10 protein-coding genes and 2 pseudogenes are annotated in these 16,033 nt (G+C 74.6%); 9 read left to right on the forward strand and 3 right to left on the reverse strand.

What is annotated here, in order from left to right; translation table 11 throughout:
• Window position 1 precedes the first annotated feature (1 nt).
• The gene (locus tag F3L20_RS16000) at window positions 2–1,621 is read right to left on the reverse strand and encodes a (2,3-dihydroxybenzoyl)adenylate synthase (RefSeq protein ID WP_150157362.1); all 1,620 of its coding nucleotides are present in this window, start codon (window positions 1,619–1,621) and stop codon (window positions 2–4) included.
• 2 nt (window positions 1,622–1,623) lie between these two features.
• Window positions 1,624–2,670 carry a ketoacyl-ACP synthase III family protein gene (locus F3L20_RS16005; protein WP_150154968.1) on the reverse strand — a complete coding sequence of 349 codons (1,047 nt, stop codon included), beginning with the start codon at window positions 2,668–2,670 and terminating at the stop codon, window positions 1,624–1,626.
• Between the two features lie 470 nt (window positions 2,671–3,140).
• Here F3L20_RS16005 and F3L20_RS16010 point away from each other — a divergent pair, with 470 nt between their 5' ends.
• The 3 genes from F3L20_RS16010 (at window position 3,141) to F3L20_RS34615 (ending at window position 10,225) form a co-directional block, all read left to right on the forward strand.
• A complete protein-coding gene (locus tag F3L20_RS16010; RefSeq protein WP_150154969.1) occupies window positions 3,141–4,451 on the forward strand; it encodes a phenylacetate--CoA ligase family protein in 1,311 nt (436 codons plus the stop codon).
• 598 nt (window positions 4,452–5,049) lie between these two features.
• Window positions 5,050–8,946, forward strand: coding sequence for a type I polyketide synthase (locus tag F3L20_RS16015; protein WP_206338783.1), 3,897 nt, complete (start codon window positions 5,050–5,052; stop codon window positions 8,944–8,946).
• The gene (locus tag F3L20_RS34615) at window positions 8,924–10,225 is read left to right on the forward strand and encodes a beta-ketoacyl reductase (RefSeq protein WP_240810942.1); all 1,302 of its coding nucleotides are present in this window, start codon (window positions 8,924–8,926) and stop codon (window positions 10,223–10,225) included. The genes F3L20_RS16015 and F3L20_RS34615 overlap by 23 nt, the downstream gene beginning before the upstream one ends.
• Before the next feature lie 481 nt (window positions 10,226–10,706).
• Here the strand turns inward: F3L20_RS34615 and F3L20_RS16020 are convergent, their stop codons facing one another.
• Window positions 10,707–11,405, reverse strand: a complete 699-nt coding sequence (locus F3L20_RS16020) for a TetR/AcrR family transcriptional regulator (protein ID WP_145824784.1) — start codon at window positions 11,403–11,405, stop codon at window positions 10,707–10,709.
• 296 nt (window positions 11,406–11,701) lie between these two features.
• Here F3L20_RS16020 and F3L20_RS16025 point away from each other — a divergent pair, with 296 nt between their 5' ends.
• From F3L20_RS16025 to F3L20_RS16040, 6 genes and pseudogenes are all read left to right on the forward strand, one after another.
• The gene (locus tag F3L20_RS16025; protein ID WP_240810652.1) at window positions 11,702–13,246 is read left to right on the forward strand and encodes an MFS transporter; all 1,545 of its coding nucleotides are present in this window, start codon (window positions 11,702–11,704) and stop codon (window positions 13,244–13,246) included.
• 252 nt (window positions 13,247–13,498) lie between these two features.
• Window positions 13,499–13,627: pseudogene (locus F3L20_RS34620) on the forward strand (helix-turn-helix transcriptional regulator); the annotation flags it as partial.
• A gap of 142 nt (window positions 13,628–13,769) precedes the next feature.
• Window positions 13,770–14,252 carry a hypothetical protein gene (locus F3L20_RS34625; protein ID WP_240810980.1) on the forward strand — a complete coding sequence of 161 codons (483 nt, stop codon included), beginning with the start codon at window positions 13,770–13,772 and terminating at the stop codon, window positions 14,250–14,252.
• A pseudogene (locus F3L20_RS35645) lies at window positions 14,227–14,430 on the forward strand (BTAD domain-containing putative transcriptional regulator); the annotation flags it as partial. The gene F3L20_RS34625 and the pseudogene F3L20_RS35645, both read left to right, overlap by 26 nt.
• A gap of 397 nt (window positions 14,431–14,827) precedes the next feature.
• Entirely contained in the window at window positions 14,828–15,430 is a 603-nt protein-coding gene (locus tag F3L20_RS33985) for an NB-ARC domain-containing protein (RefSeq protein WP_167534535.1), read from the forward strand.
• A 288-nt stretch (window positions 15,431–15,718) separates the two neighbouring features.
• Entirely contained in the window at window positions 15,719–15,985 is a 267-nt protein-coding gene (locus tag F3L20_RS16040) for an acyl carrier protein (RefSeq protein WP_145824782.1), read from the forward strand.
• Window positions 15,986–16,033: the final 48 nt, after the last annotated feature.

A 16,033-nucleotide genomic window follows, 5' to 3' on the forward strand; every position in this document is an offset into this window, starting at 1 on the left:
GTCAGCCTTCCTGCTCGGACGCGGCGTGTGCGGCCAGCGCCTTCTTGTCGACTTTGCCGAGAGGGGTCAGGGGAAGTTCGGGCACGTAGCGCACGACGTCGGGCAGCTTGTAGTCCGCGACCCCCCGCGCGTGCACGGACCGCTTCAGGTCGGCGAGCGGGATCTCGGGTCCCTCGGCGACGAGGAAGGCGCAGATCCGCTCACCCAGGAACGTGTCGGGCACCCCGACGACGGCGGCCGCGGAGATGCCGGGGTGGGCCAGCAGCAGGTCCTCCACCTCACCCGCCGCGATCTTGTCGCCGCCGCGGATGATCATCTCCTTGATGCGGCCCTCGATCACCAGGTCGCCGTCCTCGGTGAGCCGTGCCAGGTCACCGGTGCGGTAGAAGCCGTCGGCGGTGAAAGCGCGCCGGTTGTGCTCGGGCGCGTTGTAGTAGCCGCGCAGCGTGTAGGGGCCACGGGTGATCAGCTCGCCCACCCGGCCCGCCTCCAGCGGGCGCCCCTCCTCGTCCACGATCAGCAGCTCGTCCGCGTCGGAGACCGGTCTGCCCTGCGTGGTGAGCACCGACTCCAGCGGGTCGTCCGGCCGGCTGAAGGTGAGCAGCCCCTCCGCCATGCCGAAGACCTGCTGCAGCCGGGCCCCCAGCGTGGGCTCGATCCGGGCGGTGAACTCGCGCGGCATCCGCGCGCCGCCGACCTGCACCAGCCGCAGACTGGACAGGTCCTCCTCGGTCCACTCCGCCGCCTCCAGCCAGAGCGTCATGATGGACGGCACCATCGCCGTGACGGTGGCCCGGTAGCGCTCCACGAGCGGGAAGCAGTCCATCGGGTTGGGGGTGTCGGCCAGGACCACGGTGCCGCCGGTGAGCAGGGTGCCGATCACTCCGGGGCAGCCGAAGGCGAAGTTGAACTCGATGGGCAGTACCGCCAGGTACACGTCGTCCGCGGTCAGCTCGCACACCCGTGCCGCCCGGTCGGACATGTACACGTAGTCGTCGTGGGTGCGGGGGATCAGCTTGGGCAGCGCCGTGGTGCCGCCCGACAGCAGGAAGAACGCCACGTCCGACGGGTCGGGCTCGGGCAGCGGGCGTGGATCGGGCACGGCCGACTCCAGCTCGGCCACCGACACGAACCCCTCGGTCTTCGCTCCCAGCACGAACAGCGACCGCAGCGTGCCGGTCCTCGCCCGCACCTCACGGGCCAGCTCCCGATGGTCGTCGCCCCGGTGCGTCTCGGGCACCAGGAGGGCGACCGCCCCGCTCAGCTCCACCAGGTGGCCGAGCTCGGTGGCGCGGTGCGCGGGCAGCGAGAACACCAGCTTCACGCCGAGCCGCATCAACGCGAACGCGATCGCCACGAACTCCGGCACGTTCGGCAGTTGGACCACGATCCGGTCGCCCGCACGCAGTCCGTGCGCGGCGAAGCCGGCCGCCAGCCGGTCGGCCCACCGGTCGAGTTCGGCATAGCCGACGCGGCGGTCACCGTGGACGAGCGCGGTGCGGTCGCCGTGGGCGAGTGCGGCCTCACGCAGCACCGTGCCCAGCGTCTCCCCGCGCCAGATGCCCTGCTCGCGGTACGCCCGGGCCACGTCCTCGGGCCAGGGGGTGCATCCCTCCAGCATCGTCACCGCTCCTGTCCCGGCGCGGGGGCCGCCTCGGTGACGCGGACGACGGCGGCACCGGCCTCCATGCCGGTGCTCGCGCCGATCAGCAGCACATGGTCGCCGGGACCCACCTGGCCGGTACGCCACACGTGTTCGAGCCCGAGGAAGAGGTCCGCGGCACCGGTGTGCCCGATCGTGCTGACGTGGTCCCAGACCGTCTTCTCCTCGGGCACGTCCAGCGGGAGCAGGAACATCGCCTCCAGGGCGGGCCGGGAGAACCCGACGTGGCACACCCGCGTGATCTGCTCCCAGGTGACGTCCGCCTGCTTGAGCACCCGCTCGGCGACCTCGGCGACCCGGTCGCCGAAGTTCTTGATGGGCGGGGCCTGCCCGGCCGCCCACTGCTCGCGCACCTTCTCGGCCCGCTCGGCGAAGTTCAGCCCGCGGCCCCGGGTGACGCCCGGCGGGAACAGCTCCTCCCCGGCGCGGTGCAGGATCTCCATCGAGGAGTCGGAGAGCGAGTCCACCGCCAGCAGCCGCGCGAACCCGGAGCGGCGGGAGAGCACCACCGCGCTGCCGGCGTCCGCGAGCACGAACAGCGAGGAGGCCCGCCAGCGTTCGACGCCGGGGGTGGAGTAGTTGTCGCCCGTGGTGATCAGCGCGGCGTCGTGCGTGGGGTTGGCGATCAGCCGGTTGGCGGCGACGTCCAGTGACGCCAGCATGCCCAGGCAGCCCTGCTTCACCTCGACCGCCGGCACCGGCCGGTCGATCGTGTTGTTCAGCACGTAGTGCACCGCGGACCAGCCGTCGGGGCCCTGGTGATGGGTGTAGCTGTGCAGCAGGATGCCGATGTCGTCGGGGTCGTGCCCGGAGCCGGCCAGCGCGGCGCGCGCCGCGTCGATCGCCATGCGCGGGGCGGGCGTCGACTCGCTGACGGCCGCCGACCGCATGCCGGACGCCTGCCGGGCCGCCTCGTCGTACAGCCCTTCGGCGACCGCCCGCTCCGCCGGGTACAGGGGCGGCAGGTGGCTGCCGATCCCGGCCAGATACAGGTTCGCAGTCCTCATCGAGCCGACTCCTTCGTGTCCGGGTGCGTGTCCGTGGGTGGTGCGTCGTGCCCGGCGGCCGTACGTCGCGCGGGGTGGATGCGGGGAGTGCGGTTGCGGCGCGTGCCGGGCCGGACGCCGGTGTCGCGGTCGTGCGCGGCACCCGGCAGGCGCCGGGGGCGCCGGCGGTGCGTCGGGGCCGGGCCGCCGCTCGCCGGCGAGGCAGCAGGATCGGCCCGGTCGCAAGCACAGCACCGGCGCCGCCGGGCCTCATGAGTAGGCGGTACTCAACCGGCGCGGCCCACGCACCCCGTGCGCCCCGCCTCCCTGCGGCACGGCGCACGGCACATGCCGTGCCCCCGCCCGCGGCCGGATTGAGTGGCGACTACTCGCGTCGCCGCCGGTCCGGCGGTGGTGTGCTGCTGCCCGCGCCGTCAGTCAGCGCGTGGCCGTCCGCCACGCGGTCAGGGTCCACCCGAGGGAGATCCCACATGTCGAGGTCGCGTCCGGAACCGGGCGACTGGTCCAGCGCCGCCGAACTGGCCGAACTGCAGCGCACCCGGCTGCCCGGCGTGATCGCGCAGGCTCTCAACTCGCCTTTCTACGCCGCGCGTTACCGGGACCGCACGCCGCCGCGGAGCGCGGAGGACTTCGCCGGCATCGAGATCACCACCAAGCAGGACCTGCGCGGCCAGTACCCGTTCGGGATGCTGGCCGTGGAGCGCGAACGGCTCGCCACCTACCACGAGTCCAGCGGCACGGCCGGGGAGCCCACCGCCTCCTACTACACCGACGAGGACTGGGCGGATCTCGCCGAGCGCTTCGCCCGCAAGTGGGTCGGTATCGAGCCCTCGGACACCTTCCTCGTCCGCACCCCCTACGGCCTGGTCATCACCGGGCACCTGGCGCAGGCGGCGGGACGGCTGCGCGGAGCGACCGTCGTCCCGGGTGACGCACGTTCGCTGGCCACCCCGCTGTCCCGCATGGTGCGCGTGCTGAAGTCCCTCGACGTCACCCTCACCTGGTGCAACCCCACCGAGATCACCATGCTCGCGGCCGCGGCCAAGGCCGCCGGGCTGCGTCCCGACCGTGATTTCCCCGCGCTGCGCGCCATGTTCACCGCGGCCGAACCGCTGAGCGAGGTGCGGCGGCGCCGGCTCAGCGAGATCTGGGGCGGCATCCCGGTCGTCGAGGAGTACGGCTCCACGGAGACCGGCACCATCGCAGGACAGTGCCCCGAGGGCCGGCTGCACCTGTGGGCGGACCGGGCGGTGTTCGAGGTGTACGACCCGGCCACGGGCGAGCTGTCGCCGACGGGCCGCGGCCAGATGGTCGTCACCCCCCTCCACCGGGAGGCGATGCCGCTGCTGCGTTACAACCTCGCCGACGAGGTCGAGGTCTCGGACGAGGCCTGTCCGTGCGGCTGGGTGCTGCCCACGGTGACGGTGCTCGGCCGGGCCGGCACCGAGCACCGGGTCGGCGGCGCCACGGTGACCCAGCAGCGTTTGGAGGAGCTGGTGTTCTCGCTGCCCCTGTCCTACGAGGTGATGTTCTGGCGGGCGATGGCGCACCGCGACGTGCTGCGGCTCGAACTGGAGGCCCCCGACGCCGTCCGGGAGCAGGCCGTCAAGGAACTGGGCGCCGCACTCGACCGTGAACTCGGCGTCCCGCACCGCGTCACGGGGCTGCCGCCCGGCACTCTCGTGCCGGAACGGGCGCTCACCGCCCAGCGCGACATCCTCAAGGCCCGCTACCTCTTCGCCGAGGGCGAGGACTGGGACAAGGCGGTCATGTACTTCTGACCCGGCGCCCGCTCCCCGGCCCCGGAGCACCGGGCCCGGCGCCGCACCTCGCCGTCCACGCCCGAAGCCCGGCCGCCCGGCCCGGCGAGGGCCGGGCCGCTCGCCCGCCCTGGGCCGGCCGGCACCCGGAGCACCGCCCGGCCCCGGGCCTCCGCCCGCCACCAGCCCTCCGCCTGGCCCGCAGACTTCCGCCGTCCATCAGTCCCTCGCCCGGCCACCGGACTTCCGCCCGGTCACCAGACCTCGCGCAGCCACCGGCCCCTGCCTGACCACCAGACCCTCACCTGACCCCCGCGCCCTCGCCCAGCTCTCGGGCCTCCGCCCGTACCCCGCGCCCTTGCCCGGCCCCCGGGGAGACCTGCCCGACCACCAGAGCCCACCCAACCTGCCCGGCCACCGGACTTCCGCCCGACCCCCCTGACCCTTGCCATCCCCGGCCCCCGGCCCCCGGCCCTTGCCGGCCCCCGGCCTCCGCCCGCCTCCGGGCCCCTGCCCGGTGGTCGGGACGCGCCCGGCCGGCACAGGCCCTCGCTTCTGCCCCGTCCGTCCTCTTCCGTCCCCGCCGTCTCCGCCGCTCGTGCGGGAGCGGCACCGAAACGTGAGCGGTGACTCCATGCGTGCGCTGTCCCCCCTGCCCCCGAGCCCTGCGGAGCCGGTCGCGGTCGTCGGCATCGGCTGCCGCTTCGCCGGCGGCGCCGACTCCCCGCAGGCCCTGTGGGAACTGCTGACGGACGCCGTCAGCACGTCCGGACCCATACCCGACGACCGCTGGGCCGCGCACCGTGCCCGGTCACGGGAGGACGCGGCCGTGCTGACGCGCGTGACGGCCAACGGCTCCTTCCTCGACGACATCTCCGGCTTCGACGCCGCCTTCTTCGGCATCTCCGCGACCGAGGCCCGCCAGCTCGACCCCCAGCAGCGCATCGCGCTCGAGGTCGCCTGGGAGGCCCTGGAACACGCCGGTATCCCGGCGCCCTCCCTCGCGGGCACCGACACCGGGGTCTTCATCGGCGTCGGCACCGACGACTACGGCCGCCGTCTGCTGGAGGACCTGCCCGGCGTGGAGGCCTGGACCGGCATCGGCTCCTCGCTGTGCGGCGTGCCCAACCGCATCTCCTACACCCTCGACCTGCGCGGACCGTCCCTCGCCGTCGACACGGCCTGCTCGTCGTCCCTGGTCGCCGTGCACCAGGCGTGCGCCGCGCTGCGCGCCGGGGAGGTGCCCGTGGCCCTCGCGGGCGGCGTCATGCTGATGGCGGGCCCCGGCCTGACCACCGTCCTGGACCTGGCCGGAGCCATCTCGCCCGACGGGCGCTCCAAGGCCTTCGACGACGCCGCGGACGGCTACGGGCGGGGCGAGGGCTGCGGCATCGTCGTCCTGAAGCTGCTCTCCCACGCGGAGCGCGACGGCGACCGGGTCCTCGCCCTCATCCGTGGCAGCGCCGTTCACCAGGACGGCCGTACCGACGGCATCATGGCGCCCAGCCCCACCGCGCAGGCGCACCTGCTGCGCCGGGCGTACGAGGCGGCGGGCGTGGTCCCCGGCGAGGTCGACTACGTGGAGGCGCACGGCACCGGCACCCGGCTCGGCGACCCCATCGAGGCGGCCGCGCTCGCCGAGGTCGTCGGGGACCGGGCCGACGAAGGACGGCCCTGCCTGGTCGGATCGGTGAAGACCAACATCGGGCACTGCGAGGCCGCAGCCGGCATCGCCGGACTCATCAAGACCACGCTCGCCCTGGAGCACGGCGTCATCCCGCCGACCCTGTCCGTCGCCGGCCCCCGCGAGCAGATCCCGTGGGACACCTCCGGGCTCCGCCTCGTCACCGATTCCACCCCGTGGCCCGACACCGGCCGCCCGCGTCTGGCCGGAGTCGCCAGCTACGGCTACGGCGGCACGATCGCGCACGTCGTCCTGGAACAGGCGCCCCGGCCCGCAGGCCCGGTCTCCGGTACCGCGGGCGGTCCCACGGCGGGAACGGCGCCCGCCACGGGCCCCGCGGTCCACCCCCTTTCCTCGGCGACCGTGCCGGGCCTCGCCGCGCAGGCCGGGCGGCTCCTCGGGGCGCTCGACGCGCACGACGTCGCCGACATCGGGCACACGCTCGCGCACCGCCGCGCCCACCTCGGCGTCCGCGCGGCCGTCCTCGCCTCGACCCGCGACGAACTCGCCCGGGGCCTGGCCGCGCTGGCGGAGGGCCGGCCCGACCCCGCCGTCGTCACCGGGGAGAGCGCGGGCCCCGCCCGGAACCCCGTCTGGGTGTTCTCCGGGCACGGCGCGCAGTGGGCCGGCATGGGACGCGAACTGCTCGCCGACGAGCCGGTGTTCGCGGCGGCGATCGACCGCCTCGGACCCGTCTACGCCAAGGAGCTGGGCGTCACCCCGCGGGAGGTGCTCGGCGCCGGCACCCTCGGTTCCGTGGACATCGTCCAGTCGATGCTGTTCGCCGTACAGATCGGTCTCGCGGAGGTCTGGCGTCACCACGGTGTCCGGCCGGGCGCGGTCATCGGGCACTCGGTCGGCGAGATCGCCGCGGCGGTCACCGCCGGGGTGCTCACGGAGGAGGACGGCGCACGGCTCGTCTGCCGCCGCTCGGCACTGCTGCGCGGCGCGGCCGGCAAGGGCGCCATGATCATGGTGGACCGCCCGTTCGACGAGGTGCGGACCCGCATCGGGACCGACACCACGCTGTGCGCCGCCATCGCCGCGGCCCCGTCCTCCACCGTCGTGGCCGGCGACGTACCGGCCGTCGAACGAGCCGCGGAGACCTGGGCCGGCCAGGGCTGGACCGTCCGCCGGATCGACTCCGACGTGGCCTTCCACAGCCCGCACATGGACGGACCCGCCGCGGAACTCGCCGCGGCCGTCGCCGGCCTGGACGCGCGTGAACCGCGGCTGCCGCTGTACCTCACCGCGACCGACGACCCGCGCGCGCGGCGCCGTCAGGACGCCTCCTACTGGGCGGACAACCTGCGCAATCCCGTTCGCTTCCACCAGGCCGTGCAGGCCGCCGTCGAGGACGGTCACCGCCTCTTCCTGGAGATCTCCGCGCACCCGGTGGTCAGCCACTCCGTCACCGAGGCCGTCGCCGCGCTGCCCGGCGCCCTCGTCACGCCCAGCCTGCGCCGTGACAAGCCCGAGAAGGCCACCCTGCTGGCCTCGCTCGCCGCCCTCCACTGCCACGGCGTACCCGTCGACTGGTCGGTGCTCCAGCCCGCGGGCAACCGGACCGACCTGCCGGCCACGGCCTGGCAGCACGAGCGGCACTGGGTCGACCCCCGCGAGCAGGGCGCCGAACCACCGGTCGACACCCTGCTCGGCACACCCACCGCCGTGCACGGCTCCCGTACCCGCGTCTGGCAGACCACCCTCGACCTGCGCACCCGTCCCTACCCGCGCAGGCACCCCGTGCTGGGCACGGAGATCGTGCCGGCCGCCGTGCTGCTCAACACCTTCCTCACCGCCGCCCGCACCGACGAGCTGACCGACGTGCGGTTGCGCCAGCCGGTCGTCGTACCGCAGCAGGAGACCCGGGAGCTGCAGGTGGTGCACGACGAGAACGGCCTGCGGCTGGCCTCGCGCCGGCTCGGCGCCCCGGACACCGCGTGGGTCACCCACACCCTCGCCGCGCTCGACCCGGCGGGACCCGTCCTGCCGGTGGAGGCCACGGACGCGGCCGAGGAACTGCCGCCCGGGTACGTCGTCGACCGCCTCGCCGAACTCGGCGTCGCCGACATGGGCTACCCCTGGACCGTGCACGGGCTGCGGCGCGGCGAGGGCGTGCTGACCGCCGCCGCGGACGCGCCCTTGGACCGCAGCTGGGCCGCGGTGCTCGACGCCGCGCTCTCCATGGCCTCGGTCGTCTTCCCCGGTCCCGGGGTGCTGCGGATGCCCGCCCGCATCGACCGGGTGGTCCGCGCCGGTGCGCCGCCGCGCCGGGCCGGCATCACCGTACGCGTCGACGCCGAACGCCCCACGACCGTGCACGTCGACATCCGGGGCGTGGCGGCCGACGGCTCCGAGTCGCTGCTCTCGCTGCGGGACTGCACTACGGAGAGCTCGACGGGACCTGTCCGGTTCGGCCGAGGAGCAGGGCACCGGCGGGCGGCTCGAGGTGACCTGGCGGCCGTTCCCCGTGGACACCTCCGCGCGGACCACTCTGCTCGGCCGGACCGTCCTGGTGCTCGGCCCCACCGAGCTGGCGCGCTCCCTGGTGCCGGAGGCCGCCGCGCACGGTGCGACGGTGAGCGTGGACCGCGCGGCGCTCGCCGACGCCGACCACGTCCTCTTCGCGCCCGCCGGCTTCGGCTCCGCCACCCCGCCCGAACCGGCCGACGTGGCAGCCGGGTTCACCCGGCTGGTCGCCGACATCGCCGCCCTGCCCGGGGACCGGCCGCTGCTGTGGTGCCTCACCGCCGGCGTGCGCGAGGCGGCCGGGGCGGGCGCCCTCGCCCAGGCGCCGCTGTGGGGCATGGGCCGGGTCGCGGCCAGTGAACACCCCGAGTTCTGGGGCGGCGTCGTCGACTGCCCGGCGGGCGGCCTCGCCGGAGTCCCCGCCCGGCTGCTGCTCAACCTGCTGCACCTCGGGGCCGCCGAACCGGTCCTGTCGGTCACCGACGACGGGGTCGACGTGCCGCGGCTGACACCGGCCGCCCCGGCACCCGACGCCGCGCCGTTCGTCTGCCGCCCCGACGGGACGTACCTGATCACCGGTGGGCTCGGCGTGCTCGGGCTCGAGCTCGCCGGCCACCTCGCCGAACGCGGCGCGCGCCGGATCGTCCTGCTGGGCCGCACCCCGATGCCGCCGCGGGCCCGCTGGACCGACGACGACCCGCGGGTACGGGCGGTGCGCCGCCTGGAGACGGCGGGAGTCACCGTGCGCACCGTCGCCGCCGACATCACCGACGCGGCCGCCACCCGGCGGGCGCTGGACTCCCTGGACCTGCCTCCGGTACGCGGTGTGGTCCACGCGGCCGGCACCGTGCACAGCGCCCTGCTGCACCGGCTCACGGGGGACGACCTGCGCGCGGTGATGCGGCCCAAGGCCGACGGGGCCCGGGTCCTGCACGAGCTCTTCCCGCCCGGGTCGACGGACTTCTTCGTCCTGTTCTCCTCCGCCGGGCCGTTGCTCGGCCTGCCCGGCCAGGGCGCGTACGCCGCCGCCAACACCTTCCTCGACGTCCTGGCCGCGCACCGGCGGGCCACCGGACACGCGGAGTCGGTCTCCCTGGCGTGGACCAGTTGGCGGGGGCTGGGCATGGCGACCGCGGCGGCGGCGACGGAGGTGGAACTCCACGCCCGCGGCACCACCGACATCGCCCCCGACCTCGCACTGCGCGCCTTCGACCACACGGTGGCCCGTCCGGACAGCGCGCTGGTGGCGGTGCTCGGCCTGCTGCGCGGCCACGGCGGACCGCGTCCCGCGCTGCTCGCCGAACTCGCGTCCGACGAGGTGGGGCAGCCCTCGGAGGTGCCGGACTGGGTCGGTCTCACGGGCGACGGGCTGGCCGCGTACCTCCTCGACGAGGTACGGGCCCGGGTCGCCGCCGTCCTCGGCGTCCAGCCGGCGGCCGTCGGGGTGCACCGCCCGCTCACCGAGGCGGGTGTCGACTCGCTGCTGGCCGCAGCGGTCCGGGTGGCGCTGGAGCGGGACCTGGGGATCGCCCTGCCGGCGACGCTGCTGTGGAACTACCCCACCGTCGGCGAGATCGCGGGCTATCTGACCGTCGCCCTCACCGACGCCCACGCCGTCCAGGAGCAGCCCACGGCGTGACCTCCTCGCCGGACGGCGCGAGACCGCCGCCGTCCCCGCCTGCGTCGACCGGGTGCGGCCGGTCCCGGGCGGGGACGGCGGCCGCCGCCTGCCGGACCGGCGTCGCGCCCCGGCGCCGAGGCCCGGCGGAACGCGTGCCCACGCCGCGGGGACACCGCCGACAGGCCGAACACGTCTCGACGCCGCGCACAGGGCAGGCCGGCGCACACCGACGGGACGTGCGAGGTCCGCCGTGGGGCATGGTGCGCGAGGGCGGTCGGTGGGCGGTGACCGTGAGCCGGCGTCCGCAGGCGGTGGCAGGCGGGCGGCTCGCGTGGCGAGGGGCGCGCTCGTACGGACGTACCCCCGCTGTCGGGCGGGCGGGCCGGATCGTGGCGAGGCCCGGTGGGAACCTGAGGGACGTCTCCGGCTGTGCCCGTGCCGGCGCCGGGGCCCGCGCGTGCTGGTGAGGCCGCCCGGGAACAGGCGGGGCATCAGGGTGTCAACGGGACGTCAGCATGGCCTCCGCGCCGTCCAGCGAGCGCTCCACGGTGAAGAGGAAGAACTCCGTCTCCTGCGCGGCGATGTCTTCGGGATCCGTACCGCGCGTACGGGCGGTGCTGCCGGCCACCGCGAGGCCGGGAAGCGAGTCGTCCTCCGCGAACGCGGCCATCGCCCGCCCCATGTCGGCACGGGCCGTGGGGAAGTGCCTGCGGTCGTCCTCGACGGCCACCAGCGTGAACGCCGTGTTGAACAGGTACCGGTACACCACGGGGGCCTCGGCGCCGAACCCGGCCGCCAGCAGCACCCGGATGCCGGTGTCGATCGTGGGCAGCGCCGACGGCACGTTCGGGCCCACGACGCACAGTCGCCGTGCCACCCCGGGGTAGTCGCGGAGCACCTCCCGTCCGTCCACCATCATCGAGCGGAACCAGTCGCGCCAGGGCCGGTCCTCGCCCGGCACCGGGATACGGGAGATCACCCGGTCGGTGACCCCCATGACGACGGCCTCGCGGTCGCCGACGTGGTGCGCGACCACACCGGGCCACACGTCGAGCCGGGTGGCGATCTGACGGATCGACCAGCCGTCGAGACCTCGCTCACGGGTCAGTTCGACCGCGGCGTCGATGATCTTCTCGGCCGTGATGGGCGGAAGACCCGCCGAGGCCCGGGACCGGCGGCGGGGTGCTGTGTCAGCCATGACGGGATACCTCACGCTCCGAGGTGTCGGGGGACGCCGCGTTAGGGGGCTCGGGCGGCTTCGGGGCCTGCCACCCTAGCCTATTAGCCACTGTCTAAGAGCTGGTGTACTCTCTTGCCCACTGTCTAAGAGGGGGTCCCGCGACCCCCGGTGACGGCGTGCGCACCCCGCGCGCCGGTCCGTGCCTCGTGAACCACCCCGGCGTCCGGCCGTCCCGGCCCCGGCGTGCCGGTTCCCCGTACCTGTCCGCCCGGCGCGCACCAGGCGCCCCGGGCCCACCCGAGAGGCTTCTCGCCATGCGGAAATGGCTGCCGCTGCTGGCTGTGTGCCTGGGCACCTTCATGCTGCTCGTCGACGTGACCATCGTCAGTGTCGCGCTGCCGCGGATGACCGACTCGCTCGACGCGTCCTTCTCCGCCCTCCAATGGGTGGTGGACGTCTACGTGCTGGTGCTCGCCGCACTCCTGATGGCGCTCGGATCGCTGTCCGACCTGGCGGGCGCGCGCCGCGTCTACCTGATCGGGCTCACCGTGTTCGCGTGCGCCTCGCTCGCCTGCGGCCTGGCCGGCAGCAGCGAGGTGCTGATCGCCGCGCGCGGGGTCCAGGGCCTCGGCGCCGCCGCCATGTTCGCCACCAACACCGCGCTTCTGGCCAGCAATTACCAGGGCCGGGACCGCGGCGTCGCCTTCGGCATGTGGGGCGCGGTGAACGGGGCGGCCGCGGCGGCGGGACCGATCCTCGGCGGTCTGCTCACCGAGCACCTGAACTGGCGCTGGATCTTCCTGGTCAACCTGCCCGTCGCCGTCGTCGCCCTGTACGTGGGCGCCAGGTACCTGGCCAAGTCGCCCACCCGCCGTGACCGCCGCCTGGACCTGCCCGGCACCGTCGGCTTCACCCTCGCCGCCACGCTCGTCGTCTTCGCCCTCATCCACGCCGGCGAGGAGGGCTGGGGCGCGGACAGCACCCTCGCCCTGCTCGGCGGATCCGCCCTCGCCCTGCTGGCGTTCGTCCTCGTCGAGCGCCGCCGGCGGGACCCGATGCTGGACCTCGGTCTGATGCGGACCCCGTCGTTCGCCGCGTTGATGGGCGGCGCCGTCGTCTTCAGCGCCGCGGCCTTCGCCAACCTCGTGTTCGTCTCGGTGTGGGCCCAGTCGGTGCTCGGCTTCGGACCCGTCAAGGCCGGCCTGATCCTCATGCCGTTCAGCGCGATGTCCTTCGTCGCCGCCGGGCTGGCCGGCCGCTTCCTCGCGGCCGTGCCGCCGCAGTACCCGATCGGCGGGGGCCTGCTGCTGATCGGCGTGGGTTCCTTCCTGGAGATGTCCCTCACCGGCAGTTCCGGCTGGACCGCGCTGCTCGCCGGCTTCCTGGTGGCGGGCGTGGGTGTCGGCATCGCCTCGCCGATCCTCGCCTCGGCCGCGCTGGCCGCGGCACCGGCCGACCGCGCGGGCATGGCGGGCGGCGCGGCCAACACCTTCCGCCAGCTCGGATTCGCGCTGGGCATCCCGGCCGTGGGCACCCTGCTGTCGGGGGTCGTCGCGAGTGAACTCCGCGACAGCGGGCTGTTCACCGACTCCGGGGAGGCCGCCGAACTCGTCACCGGGGGCCGGTCCGAAGCCGTCCTGGCGGCGGTGCCCGAGGGGGCGCGCCAGGCCGCCGGGCGGACCGTGGAGAACGCCTACGCCGCCGGTCTCGACCAGGTGTTCCTGGCCGGAGGCGTGGTGGCCGTGGTCGCCGGTGCCATGGTGCTGCTGCTGGTGCGGCCCTCCGCCCCGCAGCCTGAGGGCGCGTCGCCGCGGCCGGCCGAGGACGCCCTGCCGAAGGGACACGTCGCGGCCGGCTGACGGCCGATGACGCGTGGCCGCTCCGTCACGCCGCCGGAAACCCGCCGGAAACGCTCCGGGAATCGCACGGAAAGGCGGCCGGTCACGCCTCAGGAGTTTGAACAGGAAATCAAACCGCCCGGTATTGTCCGCGCTGCCGCATCCTCGCCGCACGGCGAAAGACGACGCCGTTCTTCCGGCATGAGTGCGCCCGGGTCGGGATAGGTTTCCGTCATTCGTTCGGCGTATTCGTATGCACGTAAAGGATGGGGGATGTCCGAGGGGCGTGAAGGAGAAGAACTGCGGGCGGCGCGGATCAGAGCGGGCCTGACCCAGGAGGAGGCGGCGCGGCGCGCGGGAATCAGCGTGCGCACCGTCCGCCACATCGAACGGGGCCAGGTCCGCAACCCCCGCCACGCCTCACTCGACGCCTGGCCGGCGTGGTCGGCTACCGGCGCCCGCCGTCCCCGGAGCGGGACGGGACGGCGGCCGCACGACACCGCCCCCCGCCGCCTGCGAGATACGCCTGCTGGGGCCGCTGACCGTGCTGCGTGCCGGGAAGCGGGTCGCCATGCCGCTGAAACTGCGTGCCCTCCTCGGACTGCTGGCGGTCCAGCCCGACCAGGTCGTCCGGCACGACGAGATGGCCGACGTGCTCTGGCCCGACCAGCCGCCGCTCAGCCACGCCAATCTGTTGCACACCTACGCCGCCCGCTGCGCCGCGTCCTCGACGAGGACACCGGGAGCGCAGCCGGCCGGCGGATCCGCACGGTGCGCGGCGGCTACGTGCTGGACAGCGACGGAGTACGCCTGGACCTGCGGAGTTCGACGAACGCGTCGCCCACGCCCGGCAGACCGCCGCCACCGCCCGGCCGAAGCCCTGGAGCTGTACGGCGGGGCCCTGCGCAGCAGACAGGGCCGGCTGCTCGAGGACGTGTCGCATCTGTGGCAGCATCCGCGGTGGTGCGGGTCGCCCAGCGCCATGTGGACGTGGCCATCGACTGCGCCGACCTCGCGCTACGGCTGAACAGGCCCGCCTCCGCCGTGGAGCACCTCGCCGCGCCGCGCACGAGGAACCGCTGCACGAGTCGTTACAGGCCAGGATGATGCTTGCGCTGGCGGGCTCCGGCCGCCGCGCCGCCGCCCTCCAGCTCTTCGCCGAACTGCGGGTACGGCTGAGACGGGAGCTCGGCGTCGAGCCGAGCCAGGAGGTGTGGCGAGCCGCCACACCATCCTCACCATGGACGCCGGCGCGTCCTCCGGTGAACCCCCGTGTCCGGGGCGTTCCTGTCGCCGTCAGGGGCGCCGGACACCCCTGTGAACCTCGACGGCCCGCCGCGGCCGAGCCGTTGCGCGTGATCGCCACCCCCGCCCAACTCCCGCCTCCGCCGCAGCCGTTCGTCGGCCGCGGAGAACAACTCGACGCCCTCGACGCCCTGCTGCGGCCCCGCGGCACGGACACCGCCCGGTGGGCATCGGCATCGTGCACGGACCTCCCGAGACGGGCAAGAGCGCCCTCGCCGTCCGCTGGGCCCACGGCCACCGCGCCGACTTCCGGACGGACAGCTCTACGCCGACCTGCGGGGGAGCGGCACCGCACCGGTGCCGCCCGGCACCGTGCTGGCCCGCTTCCTGCACTCGTTGGGCGTCCGGGACGCGTGGCTGCCCGACACCACCGAGGAAGCCCAGGTGCTGTTCCGCAGCATGGTCGCCGGGCGCCGGTTCCTGCTGCTGCTCGACGACGCTGCCGACCCCGCTCAGGTCCGCGCCCTGCTCCCCGGCACGCCCGGCAACGTCGTCCTGGTCACCAGCAGGGCGCCACTGACCGGGCTGGTCACCCGTGAGGGCGCCACCCGCGTCCGCGTCGGCCCTCTGTTGCCGGGGGAGTCGTGCGCGCTGCTCGAGGCATGCCTCGGCGCCCATCGGGTCGCCGCCGAGCCCGCCGAGGCGGGGGAGTTCGCCGCGCTGTGCGGCCACCTCCCGCTGGCCATCCGCAAGGCCGCCGCACGGGTCGCGGCGAGCCAGCAGGTGTCCCTGCGGGTCGCCGTCGACCAGCTCGCCCGGGCTCGCGGCGAGACCGCACGCCGTCTCTTCCGGGACGACCCCGAACCCACGCCGGCCGACGGCGGGAAAGCCCGCCGCGCGCCCGCAACTCCGGCCGCGGCATTGGCTGACACGGACGCTGACAGCGTTTTTCCCGGCTGACAGTGGAGTTCCTCTCCGCGACCCGGTCGTGAAACACCCAGCTCAAAGCCGCGAATTCCCGCTGACGGCCCGTCCGCGCGCGTCCTGGGGGCCATTCGCGGCGTCGGGCCCGGTTGCCCGGCCCCACCCCCGCGCATAGGTTCACGCTCGCGGATCGGCACCGCCTCCCGGCCCGGTGTGGCCCTCATTGCCTCCGCATTCGCACGCCTCCGTGTCGAGGCGTTTTCCCCGGGGATCCCACAGAACTCCCCGGTCCATCTGCTTCAAGCCATTCGGAGAGGACCGGAAATGGTGAAAATCACGGCCGAGGAAGCCCAGAAGTGGCTGATCGACGAGATCGCGCAGCGACTGGGCGTCGACCCCTCGCAGGTCCCGCCGGACCAGTACTTCGACGAGCTCGACCTCGACAGCACCGCCGCGCTGATCATCGCCGGCGAGATGGAGAACTGGCTCGGCTTCGAACTCGGGACCACCGCGCTCTGGTACCACCCCACCATCGAGGCCCTCGCCGCGCACATCGCCGAGGAGTCCGAGCGGCGCACGGCCGCGGCGTGACCGGGGCGGGCACCGGGACGGCCGTAGCGTCCGTCCGCCCGGAGCCCG

This window comes from Streptomyces tendae (assembly GCF_008632955.1).
In the GTDB taxonomy this organism is placed as follows: domain Bacteria; phylum Actinomycetota; class Actinomycetes; order Streptomycetales; family Streptomycetaceae; genus Streptomyces.

Coding starts and splice junctions, on each gene's coding strand:
- F3L20_RS16020 (WP_145824784.1), bottom strand. CDS start 11,405: ATGGCTGACACAGCACCCCGCCGCCGGTCCCGGGCCTCGGCGGGTCTT.
- F3L20_RS16000 (WP_150157362.1), bottom strand. CDS start 1,621: ATGCTGGAGGGATGCACCCCCTGGCCCGAGGACGTGGCCCGGGCGTAC.
- F3L20_RS16025 (WP_240810652.1), top strand. CDS start 11,702: ATGCGGAAATGGCTGCCGCTGCTGGCTGTGTGCCTGGGCACCTTCATG.
- F3L20_RS16010 (WP_150154969.1), top strand. CDS start 3,141: ATGTCGAGGTCGCGTCCGGAACCGGGCGACTGGTCCAGCGCCGCCGAA.
- F3L20_RS34615 (WP_240810942.1), top strand. CDS start 8,924: ATGGGCCGGGTCGCGGCCAGTGAACACCCCGAGTTCTGGGGCGGCGTC.
- F3L20_RS16040 (WP_145824782.1), top strand. CDS start 15,719: ATGGTGAAAATCACGGCCGAGGAAGCCCAGAAGTGGCTGATCGACGAG.
- F3L20_RS16005 (WP_150154968.1), bottom strand. CDS start 2,670: ATGAGGACTGCGAACCTGTATCTGGCCGGGATCGGCAGCCACCTGCCG.